This is a genomic window from Sphingomicrobium aestuariivivum (assembly GCF_024721585.1).
Classification (GTDB): domain Bacteria; phylum Pseudomonadota; class Alphaproteobacteria; order Sphingomonadales; family Sphingomonadaceae; genus Sphingomicrobium; species Sphingomicrobium aestuariivivum.
This window is the reverse complement of the sequence record NZ_CP102629.1, coordinates 574,571-589,989: the sequence shown is the minus strand read 5'-3', so window position 1 is coordinate 589,989 and position 15,419 is coordinate 574,571. Positions and strand designations below refer to the sequence as shown.

Here is a 15,419-nt window from a genome sequence, read left to right as displayed (position 1 = left end):
AGTAACAAGCGTCCCCCATGAGGAGAGCCACCATGCGCAAGACCATCCTCGGCCTCACCGCCGCCCTCGGCGCCAGCATGATCGCCATGCCCGCCGCGGCCGAAGCCCGCCCCGCCGTCTCCGTCTCGATCGGTAGCGGCTATGGCGCGCAGCCCTATGACCGTTATGGCTATGACCCCTATGGCTATGACCGCCGCGGCCATTACGATGCCCGTCGCCACTTCGCTTATGGCAAGGTGCGCGAGCTGCAGGGCCGCGTCGGCCAGATGCGGCAGGACATCCGCTATTTCGCGCGCCAGGGAGCCTTCGAGCGCGGTGAATACAGGAAGCTCGACCGCAAGGCGGCAAAGCTCCAGCAGCGCATCCACCGGATGGGTCGCAACGGCCTCAACCGCGGCGAATATCGCCACGCCGTGCGCGGCATCCGCAACCTGCGCCGCGAGATCCAGCACGAGCTTCGCGACGGGCGTCGCTGGGGCAATTACGGCTACGGCTATCGCGGCGACCGCGACCGCTACTGGGGCGACGACAACCGCTGGGATCGCGATGGTCGCTGGGACCGTCGCTACGACCGGCGCGACGATCGCCGCTACGACCGCCGCGACCGCGATGATGACGACTGGGACGATTAAGTCCTGACGGCTGTCCGCCGACGGAAAGAGGCGTCGCCGCCCATGACGGGTGGCGGCGCCTTTTCTTTGGCGCTAGTGACCCCATTTAGGAGAGAACATCGCGCGCCGACCCGTGGGGCGGCGGGCACCACACCTTAGGAGTAATTGATGACGATTCCCGCGCTGATGCCGGTCTATCCCCGTTGCGACGTCCGGCCGGTGAAGGGCGAAGGCCCTTATCTCTTTGGCGAGAATGGCGAGAAGTGGCTCGACTTCGCCAGCGGGATCGCGGTCAACCTCCTCGGTCACGACCATCCGCATCTCGTCGGCGCGATCCAGAAACAGGCCGCCACGCTGATGCACGTGTCGAACCTCTACGGCAGCCCGCAGGGCGAGCATTGCGCGCAGCGCCTCGTCGACAACAGCTTTGCCGACACCGTCTTCTTCACCAACTCGGGCGCCGAGAGCGTGGAGTGCATGATCAAGACGATCCGCCGCTTCCACGTCGTCGACGGCAATCCGCACAAGAAGGACATCATCACCTTCAAGATGGCCTTCCACGGGCGCACGATGGCGACCATCTCGGCGGCCAACCAGGAAAAGCTCCACGACGGCTTCGAGCCGCTGCTGCCGGGCTTCACCTATGTCGACTTCGACGACCTCGCGGGCGCCGAGGCGGCGATCACCGAAAATACCGCGGGCTTCATCGTCGAGCCGGTGCAGGGCGAGGGCGGCATCCGTCCCGCCAGCCAGGAATTCATGCAGGGCCTGCGGGCGCTCGCCGACAAGCACGGCCTGCTCCTCGGCCTCGATGAAGTGCAGTGCGGCGTGGCGCGTACCGGTACGCTCTATGCCTATGAGCAATATGGCATCACCCCCGACGTCCTCGCCTCGGCCAAGGGGCTGGGCGGCGGCTTCCCCGTCGGTGCCTGCCTTGCCACCGAACATGCCGCCAAGGGCATGACCTTCGGCACCCATGGCTCGACCTATGGCGGCAATCCGCTCGCCATGGCGGCGGTCGAGGCGGTGCTCGACGTCGTCGCGAACGACGAATTCCTCGCCGAGGTGAAGGCCAAGGGCGAGCGCCTGCGCGGCGCGCTCGAGCAGATGATCGGCAACCATCCCGACCTGTTCGAGAGCGTGCGCGGCATGGGGCTGATGCTCGGCATCAAGATGACCGACAAGGTCGTCAGCCGCGCCTTTGTTGGCTGGCTGCGCAGCCAAGGCCTGCTCGCGGTCGCGGCGGGCGAGAATGTCATGCGCGTGCTGCCGCCGCTCAACATCACCGACGAGCATATCAGCGAGTTCGTGGAGAAGCTGTCGGCAGCGGCCGGCAAGTATGAGATCCCCGCAAGCTGATGGCCGACACCGAGCGCACCGACCTGTCCCACGACGTCGTGACCGGCGCGATGCTCCCCACACGGGGGGCGCGCGGGCGGTTGGTGCGGCTCACCCATGCGCTCGACGCCATCCTCGCGCCGCATGAATATCCGCCCGTCATCGAGAAGTTGCTCGCCGAGGCGCTCGCCCTCGCGGCGCTCCTCGGCTCGCTCCTCAAGGACGAGAAGGGGCAGATCACCATGCAGGCGCAGACCGAGAATGGCGTCGTCGACCTCCTCGTCTGCGATTATCACCAGGGGCAGCTTCGCGGGCATGTGAAATATGACAAGGAGCGGCTCGTCGAGGCGGGGCCCGAGCCGACGCTGTTCCAGCTGTTCGGCAAGGGCTATCTCGCCATTACCTTCGACCAGCCGACCCGCAAGGAGCGCTACCAGGGCATCGCCCCGATCGAGGGCGCGGATATCGGCGAGGTGGCGCAGAGCTATTTCGCCCAGTCGGAGCAGATCCCGAGCCTCGTGCGCGTCCATGCCGAGAAGAAGGACGATCACTGGGTCGCGGGCGGGCTGATGTTCCAGCACCTCCCCGAGGGCGAGGAAGGCCGCGACCGGCTCCACACCAAGCTCGACCATCCCGACTGGCCGCATGTCGCCATCCTGGCGGGATCGGTCCGGCCCGAGGAGTTGGTCGACAGGAGCCTTCCGCTCGACGATCTGCTCTGGCGTCTCTTCCACGAAGAGGATGAAGTGCGGCTGCTCGGTTCGACCGGGCTGTCGAAAGGGTGCCGATGCTCGCCGGAATATATCAAGACCGTCATTGCCCGCTTTCCGCCTGCCGAGCAGCGCGAGATGGTGGCCGACGACGGCTTCATCCGCGTCGACTGCGCCTTCTGCGCGACGAGTTTCCCGATCGCGCCCGTGGTCGAGGGCGATGTGCCGGACGGGGACAGCGGCGACGGCGTTTAACCGTCGTTCATCGTTCAGTGGTAAAGTGCGTCCGATGAAACGAGTGATTCGAGCGATGATCGGTTTGACCGCGCTGGGCTTCGGCCTTGGCGGCACCGCTGCGCTTGGCATGGAGCACCAGGGCAAGCCGCATCTCCTGAAGAGTGTCGAGAGCGGCTTGTGGGAAGTGACCAAGCCCGGCTCGAAGGCCGCGCCCAAGCGCATCTGCCTCGCCGATGTCTCGCTGCTCGCGCAGTTCGAGCATATGGGCCGCCAGTGCACGCGCATGACCGTCTCCGAGAAGGGCGATACGGCGCTGATGCGCTATACCTGCACGAGCGGCGGCTTCGGCTCGAGCGACATGCAGGTGGTGACGCCGCGCTCGCTCCGCATCCAGACGCAGGGCATCAAGGACGGCCTGCCGTTCCATGACACGCTGCACGCAAGGCGCGTCGGTAGCTGCTAGGGCGCGAATGCGTGGCGGCTGCTGGACGTCGTTGCTGCGTCGCTAGCGATGCGCTGCATCGCGGCGCTCCTCGCGCCTAGCCAGCAACCCCCACGCGCCCGCTTGTGTGGGGCATTTGTGGGTTTGGGTGTTTTTGCCTAAGGGGCCGACCCATGAAGAAAAAAGCGGTCATCCTCCTGTCGGGCGGGCTCGATTCGATGGTCTGCGCGGGGCTTGCGCGCGAGGCCGGTTACGAGATCCACGCGCTCACCATCGATTACAACCAGCGCCACCGGGTGGAGCTGGAAGCGGCAAAGGCGATCGCGGCGCAGGTCGGCGCGGCAGAGCATGTGGTGCTGCCCCTCGACCTCACCGCCTTCGGCGGCTCGGCGCTGACCGCCGACATCGACGTGCCCAAGGAGGGCGTGGGCGAGGGCATTCCGGTGACCTATGTGCCCGCGCGCAACACGGTCTTCCTCTCGCTCTGCCTCGCTTATGCCGAGACGCGCGGGGCGAACGACATCTTCATCGGCGTCAACAGCCTCGACTATTCGGGCTATCCCGACTGTCGCCCCGACTTCATCGCCCAGTTCGAACGCCTCGCGCAGCTTGCCACGAAGGCGGGCGACGAGGGGCAGGTGATGCGCATTCGCACGCCATTGCAGGACATGACCAAGGCCGACATCGCGCGCGAGGCGCATCGCCTCGGCATGGACGCGGGGCTGAGCCACAGCTGCTACGATCCCGGCCCCGACGGCGGCGCCTGCGGCGCGTGTGACAGCTGCCGCCTGCGCCACAAGGGCTTCGTCGAGGCGGGGCTGCCCGATCCGACGCGCTATGCGGAAGGGGTGGAGCCCGCCTGATGGCCTATGCGGTCAAAGAGATTTTCCTGACCCTGCAGGGCGAGGGGATGCAGGCCGGCGCGCGGGCGGTGTTCCTGCGCTTTGCGGGGTGCAACCTGTGGTCGGGGCTCGAGCGCGACCGCGAGAAAGCCGTGTGCCAGTTCTGCGATACCGATTTCGTCGGCACCGACGGGGTGAATGGCGGCAAGTTCGCCACGGCCGAGGCGCTGGCGGAGGCGGTCGCGGGCCTGTGGGGAGAGGGCAAGGCGAACCGGATGGTGGTGATCACCGGCGGCGAGCCGCTGTTGCAGCTTGATGGGGCGCTGATCGACGCGCTCCATGCGCAGGGCTTCCGGATTTCGGTCGAGAGCAATGGCACGCTTCAGGCGCCCGAGGGGATCGACTGGCTGTGCATCAGCCCCAAGTTCGGCTCGGAACTGGTGCAGCGCTCGGGCGACGAATTGAAGCTGGTCTGGCCGCAGCCGTTCGATCTCGACGAACTGGAAGCATTGGATTTCGACCATTTCCTCCTGCAGCCGATGGACGGCGAGCAGGTGGAGGAAAATACCGACGCGGCGATCGCGCTGGTGATGGAGCGGCCGAAATGGCGGCTCACCCTCCAGACGCATAAATTGCTGGGGCTGGCCTAGTCCTCGTCGGCCTCGTCGGCGCCCGCGTTGCGGCCCGGCACCTCGTCATCGACGAGCCCCGCGTCATTGTCGGTGGCGGCATCGATCGCGGTGATGTCGCGGCCCTCGATGGCGACGACCTCGGGCGCATCGGCCTGTTCCTCGACGACGGCCGCTTCCTCCGAACCGCCGCAGGCGGCGAGGGGCAGGGCGAGGGTGGCGAGGATGAGGCGGCGCATGGGTGTCTCCGGACTTAGCTGTTGCAGGCGTCTTGCTCGCACTTGGCGTGGAGCTGCGCAAGGAAGTTGTCGGCATGTTTCTTCAGGGCAGCGTCGATGCTGGCCATGTCGGACGGCGCGCCGAGCTTCTCGAGGCTGGTGACGCCGAACTCCGAGATGCCGCAGGGCACGATGCCGCCGAAGTGGCTGAGGTCGGGCGCGACGTTGATCGAGAAGCCGTGGAGCGTGACCCAGCGCTTCACCCGCACGCCGATGGCGCCGATCTTGGCTTCGTCGGGGCCGTGGCCGGTCCAGATGCCGATGCGGCCGGGCTCGCGGCGGGCCTCGACGCCGAGTTCGCCCAATGCGTCGATCATCCAGCCTTCGAGGAGGTGGACGAAGCGGCGGATGTCACGCCCGCGTTTTCCGAGGTCGAGGTTGAGGTAGCCGACCCGCTGGCCGGGGCCGTGATAGGTGTAGCGCCCGCCGCGGCCCGCCTCGTAGACGGGGAAGCCGTCGGGGTTGAACAGTTCGGCCGGATCGGCGCTGGTGCCCGCGGTGAAGAGCGGCGGATGTTCGAGCAGCCAGATGCGCTCAGGCGCGCCGGTCTCGCGGATCGCGGCGGCGCGCGCGGTCATGTCCGCGAGCGCTTCCTCGTAAGGGACGGGGGCGTCCGACTGCTGCCATTCGACGGTCATGGGCGCGATGTGCGGCCTCGCGCCGTGCTTGGCAAGGGGCAGGGGGACTGCCATGATGGGCGGACCAGTTTTCCGGGGGAAGAGACGCACATGACACGACTGTCGATCAGCAAGGCCTGGGACGATAGCCGCCCGATCATGGCGCGCGACGGGCGCCTCATGTTCATCGTGGCGCTGGCCACCGTGGTCCTGCCCGGCACGATCCTGATGACGCTCGATCCCGCGCAGACCGAACTGGCGATGGAAGCGCAGGTCGATGTGCGCGAGGCCGATCCGCTGGTCAGCTTCCTCGGCTTCCTCTTCATGTTCGTGAACATCATCGGCTCGATCGCGATCAGCTATCTCGCGCTCTATCGCGGGGCGAGCGTGGGCGATGCGTTGCGGCGGGGCATGAAGCGGCTGCTGACCACGCTGGGGGCGGCGCTGCTCTTCGTCATCCCGATCGCGCTCCTCGTGGTGCTGGTCATGCAGCTCGGCCTCTCGCCCGAGACACGGGCGGCGCTCGAGGCGGGCGAGACGCCGATGCTGTCGGGCAGCGAGGTGATGCTCGTGCTCGCGCTCATGGCGTTCCTTATTTGGGTCGCGGTCCGCATGTCGCTGTTCACCCCCGTGATCGCGGCGGAGGACAAGGGGCCCGTGGCGGTGATCCGCCGGGCCTGGGCCCTCAGCGGCGGTCATTTCTGGCGGCTGTTCGGCTTTTTCCTGCTGCTCGTCATCGGCGCGCTCGTCTTCATGGGGGTTGTCGGCATCATCGCCGGCCTTGCCATCACGCTGGTGCTGGGCGAGGCCGAGCCGCTGACGCTGGCCGCGCTGCTGCTCGGGCTCGTGGCGAGCCTTGCGCAGGCGGCGGTGACGATCGTCTATTCGACCGTGCTGGCGCGAATCTATTTGCAGCTTGCGGGCCGGCCTGCCGATCCGGCGGTGGGCGTGCCGCCGGTCAGCGCGGAGCCGGTCGAATAGGGCCTATTCCCAGCGCGCGAGCGGGGGCAGGCTCATCAGGATCGCATCGACATTGCCGCCGGTCTTGAGGCCGAACAATGTGCCGCGGTCATAGAGCAGGTTGAACTCGACATAGCGGCCGCGGAAGTCGAGCAGCTGCCCCATGTCCTCCTCGGTCCAGTCGCTGTCCATCCGCCGCCGCACGATCTGCGGGAAGATGTCGAGGAAGGCCTCGCCGACATCGCGGGTGAAGGCGAAATGCGGCTCGAACAGGTCGCCTTGCGCATCGAGGCGATCATAGAAGATGCCGCCGACGCCGCGATGGCGCTGGCGATGGGGCAAATAGAAATAGTCGTCCGCCCACTTCTTGAATTTCTCATAATAGGTCGGGTCGTGCGCGGCGCAGGCGGCGCGCAGGCGCGCATGGAAGGCCTCGGTGTCTTCCTCGTAGGGAATGGCGGGATTGAGATCGGCACCGCCGCCGAACCAGCGCTTGGTCGTGGTGATCATGCGCGTGTTCATGTGGACGGCGGGGACATGGGGGTTGGCCATGTGCGCGACGAGGCTGATTCCGGTGGCGAAGAAGCGCGGGTCTTCCTCGGCGCCGGGAATCGAGGGGGCGAATTCGGGGCTGAACTCGCCGCCCACGGTCGAGACGTTGACGCCGACCTTCTCGAAGACCTTGCCCTTCATGGTGCCGCGCGTGCCGCCGCCGCCGTCGGCGCCCGAGGGATCCTCGCGCTTCCAGCTGGCGTAATCGAAGGTGGCGTCGGAGCCGGCCTCGCGCTCGATTCCTTCGAAGGCGGCGCAAATGCGGTCACGGAGCGCCTCGAACCAGTCGCGGGCGGCCTGTTGCTGATCGTCAAGCTGTTGCATGGCGCCCGCTTTATCCTTTCGTCGCGCCCGCGCAACCCATTGGCGCGGGTGGGAGAGAGGAAGGTCGCGAGCAGGGGGGCTAAAATCCGGCCTTGGCAAATGCGGGTCATCGCGTCTATCAGGCGCCCAACCGTGCGGGTCCCCATGCTCATGAGGACCCCTTTTTGCAAAGCCAAGACTGTAGGGATCATCCATGGCAACGGTCGAACAGCCTGACCCCCTCCTCAAAGAAGATGCAACCGAGCCCGCAGAGGGCGTGCGTCGCCGCGACTTCCTCGACATCGCCGCCGTCTCGTTCGGCGCCGTCGGTGTCGGTGCGGTCGCCTTCCCGCTCGTCAACCAGATGAGCCCGCCCGCCGACGTGCTGGCGCTCGCCTCGATCGAGGTGGACGTCTCGAAGGTCGAGCCGGGGCAGGCGATCAAGACGAGCTGGCGCAAGCAGCCGGTGTTCGTGCGCAACCTCACGCCGGCCGAGATCGAGGAAGCCAATGCGGTCCCCGCCAGCGCGCTGCGCGAGCCGCAGACGCTTGCCGAGCGTACCGCCGAGGGCAAGGAAAACTGGCTCGTCACCATGGGCGTCTGCACCCATCTCGGCTGCGTGCCGCTGGGCGCCGCCGAGGGTGAGAACAAGGGCGATTACAACGGCTATTTCTGCCCGTGCCACGGTTCGCACTACGACACGGCAGGCCGTATCCGCAAAGGCCCGGCGCCGACCAACCTCGTCGTGCCTGAATTCGAATTTGTCTCCGACACGCTGATCCGGATCGGATAGGAAGAAAAACCATGAGTTTCGCCTGGGCCAAGCCTTACGAACCCAAGACCCAGCTGGGTCACTGGATCGACCAGCGCCTGCCGCTGCCCCGCATGATCTACGGTGCCGTCGGCGGCGGTTATCCCGTCCCGCGCAACCTCAACTATGCGTGGAATTTCGGCGTTCTCGCCGGCGTCTTCCTGATGATCCAGATCGTCACCGGCATCGTGCTGGCGATGTGGTACAATAGCGGCATCGGTACTGCCTTCGGCTCGACCGAGCATATCATGCGCGACGTGAATGCGGGCTGGTTCCTGCGCTATGCCCACGCCAATGGCGCGAGCTTCTTCTTCATCGTCGTCTACATCCATATCTTCCGCGGGCTCTTCTACGGCTCCTACAAGGCGCCGCGCGAGCTCGTCTGGATGCTCGGCCTCGTCGTCTACCTCCTGATGATGGCAACCGCCTTCATGGGCTACGTCCTTCCCTGGGGGCAGATGAGCTACTGGGGTGCGCAGGTCATCACCGGCTTCTTCTCGGCCTTCCCGGTCGTGGGCGAGCCGCTGCGTGTCTGGCTGCTGGGCGGCTATGCCCCCGACCAGGCCGCGCTGACCCGCTTCTTCTCGCTCCACTACCTGCTGCCCTTCGTGATCGCGGCGGTGGTGATCCTGAAGACCTGGGCGCTGCACATCCCGGGCTCGTCCAACCCGACCGGCGTCGACGTGAAGACCGAGAAGGACACGCTGCCCTTCCACCCCTTCTTCACCGCCAAGGACGGCTGGTTCGTGCTCGCCTTCCTCGGCCTCTATGCCGCGATGGTCTTCTTCGCGCCCAACGCGCTCGGCCACCCGGACAACTATATCGAGGCCAATCCGCTGGCGACGCCCGCGCACATCGTGCCCGAATGGTACTTCCTGCCCTTCTACGGCATTCTCAAGGCCTTCACGGTGGACTTCATCCTGCCGGCCAAGCTGTGGGGCGTGATCGCCATGTTCGGTTCGATCCTGCTGCTCTTCCTGCTGCCGTGGCTGGACCGTTCGCCGGTTCGCTCGGGTCACTATCGTCCGGTGTTCAAGGTCTTCTTCGCGATCCTGATCGTCGACGTGCTGATCCTCGGCTGGGCCGGGGGCGCCAGCCCGACGCCGGGCGTGGTCGCGATCATGCAGATCGCCACCGCTTACTATTTCGCCCACTTCCTCATCATCCTGCCGCTGATCTCGAAGCTCGAGAAGCCGCTGCCGCTGCCCAACTCGATCTCGGGTTCGGTGCTGCACGGCGAGGCGGAGGAAAGCGCGCCCTACGGGCTCGCCAAGGCTTAAGAACGAAGGAACCGACACGACCATGGGTCAGCTTCTGAAATTCATCGGCATCCGCGGCTTTGCGTTCTTCGTTGGCCTCGGCTTCCTCTTCGTCCTCCTCTGGTCGTTCGTCACCGACGCGATCAACTATTTCGAGGAGCCGCCCGTGAAGGGCGCCGAATATGCGCTGGTGAAGGAAAACAAGGACGTCGATTTCGCGTTCGAGGGTGCCTTCGGCCGCTACGACCAGGCGCAGCTTCAGCGCGGTTTCGCGGTGTTCCAGAACGTCTGCGCTTCGTGCCATGGCATGCAGTATGTGGCGTTCCGCAACCTCGAGGACCTCGGCTACACGCCCGAGCAGGTGAAGGCGTTCGCGGCCAACTGGCCGATCGAGGTGCCGACCATCAATCCCGATACGGGTGAGGATGCCACGCGTCCGGCGCTGCCGGCCGACCGCTTCCCCAACCCCTATGCCAACGAGGTTGCGGCGCGCGCGGCGAACAACAATGCCTATCCGCCCGACATGAGCCTGATCGCGAAGGCGCGTCCGGACGGTGCCAACTATATCTACTCGCTGCTGACCGGCTATCAGGAGCCCTATCAGGGCTATGAGGAAAGCGCCGAGGAGCTGGCCGAGAAGTATCCCGAGGCACAGCCGGGCGAGGGGCTCTACCACAACCCGTGGTTCCCGAACCTCAACATTGCCATGCCGGCGCCCATCACGGCCGACGGGCAGGTCGAATATCCCGAAGGCGCCCCCGAGGCGACCGTCGAGCAGATGTCGGCCGACGTCGCGGCCTTCCTGATGTGGGCGGCCGAACCCAAGGCCGACACGCGCAAGAATGCCGGCCTCGCGGTGCTCATCTTCCTCGCCTTCGCGACCGTCTTTGCCTACATGTCCTATCGTCAGATCTGGGCCGAGGCGAAGCGCAAGGTCGCGCTCAAGGGCCCGCTCGATCCCGAGCATATGGCCGAGCGCGAAGCCGCCAAGGCCGAAGCCGCCGAACATGGTCGCGGGGTGAAGGGCTAAGCCCTCTCAGCCGACGGCCAAGAGAAGAGGCCCGGTGGAGCGATCCGCCGGGCCTTTTTCTTTGTGTTCGGAGCGCAATGGTCCTGCGCCGCCCGGGCGCACGCTGGTGGCATCCTGCGTCGTTGTGCAGGCGGGCGGGCATGGATCCCCGCCTTCGCGGGGATGAAGGTGAGGGGCGGGGGGCCTGTTAAGGTGGCTAGTCGGCGCTGGGGCGCCTGAGGACGAGCAGGATGGTGTCCATCGACAGGACCTTCACCCCGTCCTGGTTGGTCGCCTCGATGCGGCTGCGCGCACTGCCGAGACCCGACTTGGAGCGCGAAGGGGTGGTCTCGAGGGTCTCGCTGGTGACGCTGAGCGTATCGCCCGGGAAGACGGGCTTGAGCCAGCGCAGGTTATCGACGCCGGGCGAGCCGACGCTCGCGAGCTGGCGTTCCGTAAAACTGTCGACGATGACGCGCATGACCATCGCGCACGTATGCCATCCGGACGCGCTGATGCGCCCGAAATGGGTCAGGGCGGCGGCCTCGTCGGAGAGATGGAAGGGCTGGGGGTCGTAGCGCGTGGCGAAGTCGATGACTTCCTCGCGCGTCACCTCGGTGGTGCCGAGGTCATAGCGCTCGCCGACCTCCAGATCTTCCCAGAACAGCATCAGACGTTGAACTTGAAAAGCATGATGTCGCCGTCGTGGACGACATATTCCTTGCCTTCCTGCCGCAGCTTGCCGGCATCGCGCGCACCGCTTTCGCCGCCCAATTCGACATAGTCGTCGAAAGCGATAGTCTCGGCGCGGATGAAGCCGCGCTCGAAGTCGGTGTGGATCTCGCCGGCGGCCTGCGGCGCCTTGGCGCCCTTGGCGACGGTCCAGGCGCGCGCTTCCTTGGGCCCGCAGGTGAAGAAGGTGTGCAGGTTGAGCAGGTCGTAGCCCGCACGGATGATGCGGTTGAGGCCGGTTTCCTCGAGCCCCATCTCGCCGAGGAATTCGAGGCGCTCGGCGGGGTCCATGCCGACCATGTCGGCCTCGATCGCGGCGGAGACGATGACCGCCTCGGCGCCCTCGGCCTTCGCCTTTTCGAACACCTTGGCCGAATAGTCGTTGCCGTTCGCGGCATCGTCCTCGTTGACGTTGCAGACGTAGAGGACGGGCTTGGCGGTCAGGAGCTGGGCCTGGCGGAAGTGCTTGGCCTCTTCCTCGTCGTTGATGTCGGTGAGGCGGGCGGGCTTGCCGTCGCGCAGGAGGTCGAGGGCCTTGCCGAGGACGGCGGCCATGATCTTGGCCTCCTTGTCGCCGCCGGTGGCGCGCTTCTGGGCGTTGGGCACGCGCTTCTCGAGGCTCTCGAGGTCGGCGAGGAGGAGTTCGGTCTCGACCACTTCGGCATCGGCGATGGGATCGACGTGGTTGGAAACATGCTGGATGTCGTCATCCTCGAAGCAGCGCAGGACGTGGACGATGGCGTCCACCTCGCGGATGTTGGCGAGGAACTGGTTGCCGAGGCCTTCGCCCTTCGATGCGCCCTTCACGAGGCCCGCGATGTCGACGAAGGCGAGCTGGGTCGGGATGACCTTGGCCGAGTTCGCGATGCCGGCGATCTTGTCGAGGCGCGGATCGGGCACGGCGACCTGCCCGACGTTGGGCTCGATGGTGCAGAAGGGATAGTTGGCGGCCTGTGCCGACTGCGTCTCGGTGAGCGCGTTGAACAGGGTGGACTTGCCGACGTTGGGCAGCCCGACGATGCCGCATTTGAAACCCATGGAAACCTCGTGAAATTCTATTCTTCGCGAGGCTGTTAGGGGATCAGGCCGTCGGCGGCAACGGGGTCAGGACGCTTTGCACCGCGGGCCCCCATGCCTGGCTCTGCCCGACCCAGCTAAGCTGGGTTTCCGCCGAGACGCGGTTGATCGCCATTTGCGGCTTGGTGCCGGGGTGGATGGCGCGGCGCAGCGGGCGCTCGGCGGCAGGCAGCATCGCGATCTCGGCGATGGCGCGGGGAATGTCCATCGGGTCGGCGTTGCGGCCCGAGCCGTCCTCGGTACCCATGCGCGCGACCATCTCGGGGTAGCCGGCGGCGTGGACGGGCTCGATGCGCTCTTTCAGGGCACTGTTGTAGATGTTGCGGTTCTTCCAGATCTCGGTGGGATAGCCGCCGGGCTGGAGGATGGTGACGCCGAGGCCGTGGGGCTGGATTTCGTAGGCGAGCTGTTCGGCCATTGCCTCGACCGCGAACTTGGTGGCGCAATAATGGCCCGCTCCGGGCGCGATGACGCGGCCGAGTTGCGAGGAGACGAAGAAGAGGTGGCCGCTGCCCGCCTCGCGCATCATCGGCAGGAAGGCGCGCGCGACGCGGTGATAGCCCATCACATTGGTGTCGAACTGGAGGCGGATGGCCTCCTCGTCCTGCACCTCGACCGGACCCGTGATGCCGATGCCCGCATTGTTGACCAGAATGTCGAGCCCGCCGTCCTCGGCGACCTTGGCGGCGGTACCGGTCACTTCATGGGGGCGCAGGACGTCGAGCGCGAGGAGGCGCAGGTCGAGGCCTTCGGTGTCGGCGACTTGCTGGAGCGCGGCAGCCTCGGCGCGCGGCATGTTGCGCATGGTGGCGTAGACGGTGGCGCCCGCGCGGGCGAAGTGGAGCGCGGTGAGATTACCGAAGCCCGAGGAGCAGCCGGTGATGAGGATGCGCTTGCCGGCAAGGCCGGTGCCTTGCGCGACGGCACCCCCGGGGAGGCTCGCGGCGACGCCGGCGGCGGCGGCGGCCTGCATCAGCTGGCGGCGGGTGAGGGCGGGCATGAAGCGTCTCCTGCGTCTGTCGCAGGGCAGCCTAGTCCTACCTCAGGCGAAATTGAAGCTGATGGAGAGGCGCTCGGTCTCGCCGAGGTTGGGAAGCACTTCGTGGCGCAGGAAGCTCTCCCACAGGAGGAGCGTGCCCGCGGCGGGACGGATGGTCACATGGGGCTGGAGATGCTCGGGGGCGCTTTCCTCGCGCAAGGGGGCGACCATCATCATCGGCAGCCGCGGATCCTCGAAGCGGATGGCGCCCGCGCCCTCGGGGACGTCGACATAGAGGGTGCCCGACAGGACGCTGTGCGGGTGGATATGGGCGCTATGGTGGGCGCCGGGGTCCATAAGGTTGACCCAGATATGGTCGAGCTTGGGCTCATGGTCCCAGCCGAGCTCTTTCGCGAAGGCGCGCGCATGCTCCTCGAGGAGCGGCACGAGGTCGCCGATCGCGGGGTCGCGGGTGGGGAGGTCGTCGAGGCTGGCATAGCTGGTGTAGCCCCAATAATCCTTCTCTTCCGCCCAGCGCTGGCCCGCCTCGTCATCCTCGGCGAGGGTGCGCACGGTGCGCGCGAGGTCGGCGAGGTCGACCTTGAGCGGGGCCTCGTAGAGGGGGGAGGCGAAGAGGAGGCGGCTCTTGCTCATTCGCCCTGCCTCAGCGCGATGTCGTTCATGAAGCGGGCAAGGTCGCCGTCGGCGAGCCACTCGGCTTCCGAGGCGATGGCGCCGAGCATGTGGACGAGGTCGTCGATCTCGGCCTTGGCATAATTGCCGAGGACATGGCCGGTCACGCGGTCCTTGGAGCCGGGGTGGCCGATGCCGATGCGCACGCGCGTGAAGTCGGGGCCGAGATGCTTGTTGATCGACCTGAGGCCATTGTGGCCGGCGAGCCCGCCGCCGACGCGCGCCTTCACCTTCATGGGCGCTAGGTCGAGCTCGTCGTGGAAGACGGTGAGGTCATCCTCGCCCAGCTTGTAGAAATCGAGCGCGGCACGGACCGAGGAGCCGCTCTCGTTCATATAAGTGGCGGGCTTTAGCAGGAGGACCTTGTGGCGGCCGATGCGGCCTTCGCGGACCTCGCCGCGAAACTGCTTCTTCGGCGGTGAGAAGCCGTAGGTCTCGGCGATAGTGTCCACCGCCATGAAGCCGACATTGTGCCGGTGCATCCGATATTTCTCGCCCGGATTGCCGAGCCCCACCCAGATCTGCATGCGCCAGCCCCTAGCGCAAAAGAAAAGCGCCGCCCACCCCGGGGGTGAGCGGCGCCAATCTGTTCGCGTGGAAGCGAGGCTTCGGGCTTATTCGCCCTTGTCGGCGTCGCCCTCGGCTTCGCCTTCGCCTTCGCCTTCTTCACCGGCCTGCTCGGTCGCGGGGACCTCGTCAGCGGCGACTTCTTCTTCCTCGGCGGCGTCGTCCTGGCTCTTCATGGCCGACGGCGCGACGAGGGTCGCGATGGTGTAGTCACGGTCGACTTCGTTCGACGCGCCCTCGGGCAGGTCGACGCTGCTGACGTGGATCGAATCACCGATGTCGAGGCCCTTGAGGCTGATGACGATTTCATCGGGGATGTTGGCCGCGTCGCAGACGAGGTCGAGCTCGTGACGGACGACGTTGAGGACGCCGCCACGGGTCATGCCCTTCGATTCCTCTTCGTCGATGAAGCGGACGGGGATCTGCACGTGGACGGTCGCGCCCTTTTCGAGGCGGAAGAAGTCGATGTGGATCGGACGGCTGGTAACCGGGTGGAACTGCACGTCCTTGGGTAGGGTGCGGTGCTTGTCCTTGCCGACGGTGAGTTCGACGACGGAGTTCATGAAATGCCCGGTGTTGAGCATCTTGATGACTTCCTTGGCCTCGATGTGGACACCGAGGGGTTCCTTCTTGCCACCGTAGATCACGGCGGGGACCCGGCCGTCGCGGCGCAGTGCACGGGAGGCTCCCTTGCCAACCCCTTCACGCAGCTCGGCGGGCAGCGTCAGCTGATCGCTCATCTTGTTCTTCCTTCAATGAATTTTATGTGCGTC

At 66.3% G+C, this 15,419-nt stretch carries 19 protein-coding genes; 10 read left to right on the top strand and 9 right to left on the bottom strand.

Annotated elements, in window-relative coordinates:
- Positions 1–32: 32 nt before the first annotated feature.
- The 6 genes from NUW81_RS02910 (at position 33) to queE (ending at position 4,830) form a co-directional block, all read left to right on the top strand.
- The gene (locus NUW81_RS02910) at positions 33–632 is read left to right on the top strand and encodes a hypothetical protein (protein ID WP_245110253.1); all 600 of its coding nucleotides are present in this window, start codon (positions 33–35) and stop codon (positions 630–632) included.
- A gap of 147 nt (positions 633–779) precedes the next feature.
- Positions 780–1,970, top strand: coding sequence for an aspartate aminotransferase family protein (locus tag NUW81_RS02905; RefSeq protein ID WP_245110252.1), 1,191 nt, complete (start codon positions 780–782; stop codon positions 1,968–1,970).
- Positions 1,970–2,914 (top strand): Hsp33 family molecular chaperone HslO, encoded by a 945-nt coding sequence (hslO, locus tag NUW81_RS02900; RefSeq protein WP_245110251.1) that lies wholly within the window; start codon positions 1,970–1,972, stop codon positions 2,912–2,914. The genes NUW81_RS02905 and hslO overlap by 1 nt, the downstream gene beginning before the upstream one ends.
- Positions 2,915–2,969: 55 nt before the next feature.
- A complete protein-coding gene (locus tag NUW81_RS02895; RefSeq protein ID WP_245110250.1) occupies positions 2,970–3,359 on the top strand; it encodes a DUF3617 domain-containing protein in 390 nt (129 codons plus the stop codon).
- A gap of 152 nt (positions 3,360–3,511) precedes the next feature.
- Entirely contained in the window at positions 3,512–4,201 is a 690-nt protein-coding gene (queC, locus tag NUW81_RS02890) for a 7-cyano-7-deazaguanine synthase QueC (RefSeq protein ID WP_245110249.1), read from the top strand.
- Positions 4,201–4,830, top strand: coding sequence for a 7-carboxy-7-deazaguanine synthase (gene queE / locus NUW81_RS02885; RefSeq protein ID WP_245110248.1), 630 nt, complete (start codon positions 4,201–4,203; stop codon positions 4,828–4,830). The genes queC and queE overlap by 1 nt, the downstream gene beginning before the upstream one ends.
- Here queE and NUW81_RS02880 read toward each other — a convergent pair.
- A complete protein-coding gene (locus NUW81_RS02880; protein WP_245110246.1) occupies positions 4,827–5,048 on the bottom strand; it encodes a hypothetical protein in 222 nt (73 codons plus the stop codon). The genes queE and NUW81_RS02880 overlap by 4 nt on opposite strands.
- A gap of 14 nt (positions 5,049–5,062) precedes the next feature.
- Positions 5,063–5,725, bottom strand: coding sequence for a lipoyl(octanoyl) transferase LipB (gene lipB, locus NUW81_RS02875; protein ID WP_245110244.1), 663 nt, complete (start codon positions 5,723–5,725; stop codon positions 5,063–5,065).
- 90 nt (positions 5,726–5,815) lie between these two features.
- On the opposite strand from lipB, the gene NUW81_RS02870 reads away from it, so the two are divergent.
- The gene (locus NUW81_RS02870) at positions 5,816–6,685 is read left to right on the top strand and encodes a DUF7847 domain-containing protein (protein ID WP_245110242.1); all 870 of its coding nucleotides are present in this window, start codon (positions 5,816–5,818) and stop codon (positions 6,683–6,685) included.
- Between the two features lie 3 nt (positions 6,686–6,688).
- Here NUW81_RS02870 and hemF read toward each other — a convergent pair whose 3' ends face one another.
- Positions 6,689–7,540 carry an oxygen-dependent coproporphyrinogen oxidase gene (gene hemF / locus NUW81_RS02865; protein ID WP_245110240.1) on the bottom strand — a complete coding sequence of 284 codons (852 nt, stop codon included), beginning with the start codon at positions 7,538–7,540 and terminating at the stop codon, positions 6,689–6,691.
- A 193-nt stretch (positions 7,541–7,733) separates the two neighbouring features.
- On the opposite strand from hemF, the gene petA reads away from it, so the two are divergent.
- From petA to NUW81_RS02850, 3 genes are read left to right on the top strand one after another with little or no spacing between them, the layout of a single operon-like run.
- Positions 7,734–8,312 (top strand): ubiquinol-cytochrome c reductase iron-sulfur subunit, encoded by a 579-nt coding sequence (petA, locus tag NUW81_RS02860; RefSeq protein ID WP_245110238.1) that lies wholly within the window; start codon positions 7,734–7,736, stop codon positions 8,310–8,312.
- Positions 8,313–8,323: 11 nt separating this feature from the next.
- Positions 8,324–9,610: a cytochrome b gene (locus NUW81_RS02855; protein WP_245110235.1), complete on the top strand. Its 1,287-nt coding sequence runs from the start codon at positions 8,324–8,326 to the stop codon at positions 9,608–9,610.
- 22 nt (positions 9,611–9,632) lie between these two features.
- Positions 9,633–10,619: a cytochrome c1 gene (locus NUW81_RS02850; protein WP_245110232.1), complete on the top strand. Its 987-nt coding sequence runs from the start codon at positions 9,633–9,635 to the stop codon at positions 10,617–10,619.
- A 196-nt stretch (positions 10,620–10,815) separates the two neighbouring features.
- Here the strand turns inward: NUW81_RS02850 and NUW81_RS02845 are convergent, their stop codons facing one another.
- The 6 genes from NUW81_RS02845 to NUW81_RS02820 form a co-directional block, all read right to left on the bottom strand.
- A complete protein-coding gene (locus tag NUW81_RS02845; RefSeq protein ID WP_245110230.1) occupies positions 10,816–11,268 on the bottom strand; it encodes a MaoC family dehydratase in 453 nt (150 codons plus the stop codon).
- Positions 11,268–12,368, bottom strand: a complete 1,101-nt coding sequence (gene ychF / locus NUW81_RS02840) for a redox-regulated ATPase YchF (protein ID WP_245110228.1) — start codon at positions 12,366–12,368, stop codon at positions 11,268–11,270. Before ychF ends, NUW81_RS02845 begins: the two co-directional genes overlap by 1 nt.
- Before the next feature lie 43 nt (positions 12,369–12,411).
- Entirely contained in the window at positions 12,412–13,407 is a 996-nt protein-coding gene (locus NUW81_RS02835; RefSeq protein ID WP_245110226.1) for an SDR family oxidoreductase, read from the bottom strand.
- Positions 13,408–13,449: 42 nt separating this feature from the next.
- Complete coding sequence (locus NUW81_RS02830) at positions 13,450–14,040, bottom strand: TIGR02466 family protein (protein ID WP_245110223.1); 591 nt, start codon at positions 14,038–14,040, stop codon at positions 13,450–13,452.
- Positions 14,037–14,606 carry an aminoacyl-tRNA hydrolase gene (gene pth, locus NUW81_RS02825; RefSeq protein ID WP_245110221.1) on the bottom strand — a complete coding sequence of 190 codons (570 nt, stop codon included), beginning with the start codon at positions 14,604–14,606 and terminating at the stop codon, positions 14,037–14,039. The genes NUW81_RS02830 and pth overlap by 4 nt, the downstream gene beginning before the upstream one ends.
- An 87-nt stretch (positions 14,607–14,693) precedes the next feature.
- On the bottom strand, positions 14,694–15,386 hold the full coding sequence (locus NUW81_RS02820) for a 50S ribosomal protein L25/general stress protein Ctc (RefSeq protein WP_245110218.1): 693 nt from the start codon (positions 15,384–15,386) through the stop codon (positions 14,694–14,696).
- Positions 15,387–15,419 lie beyond the last annotated feature (33 nt).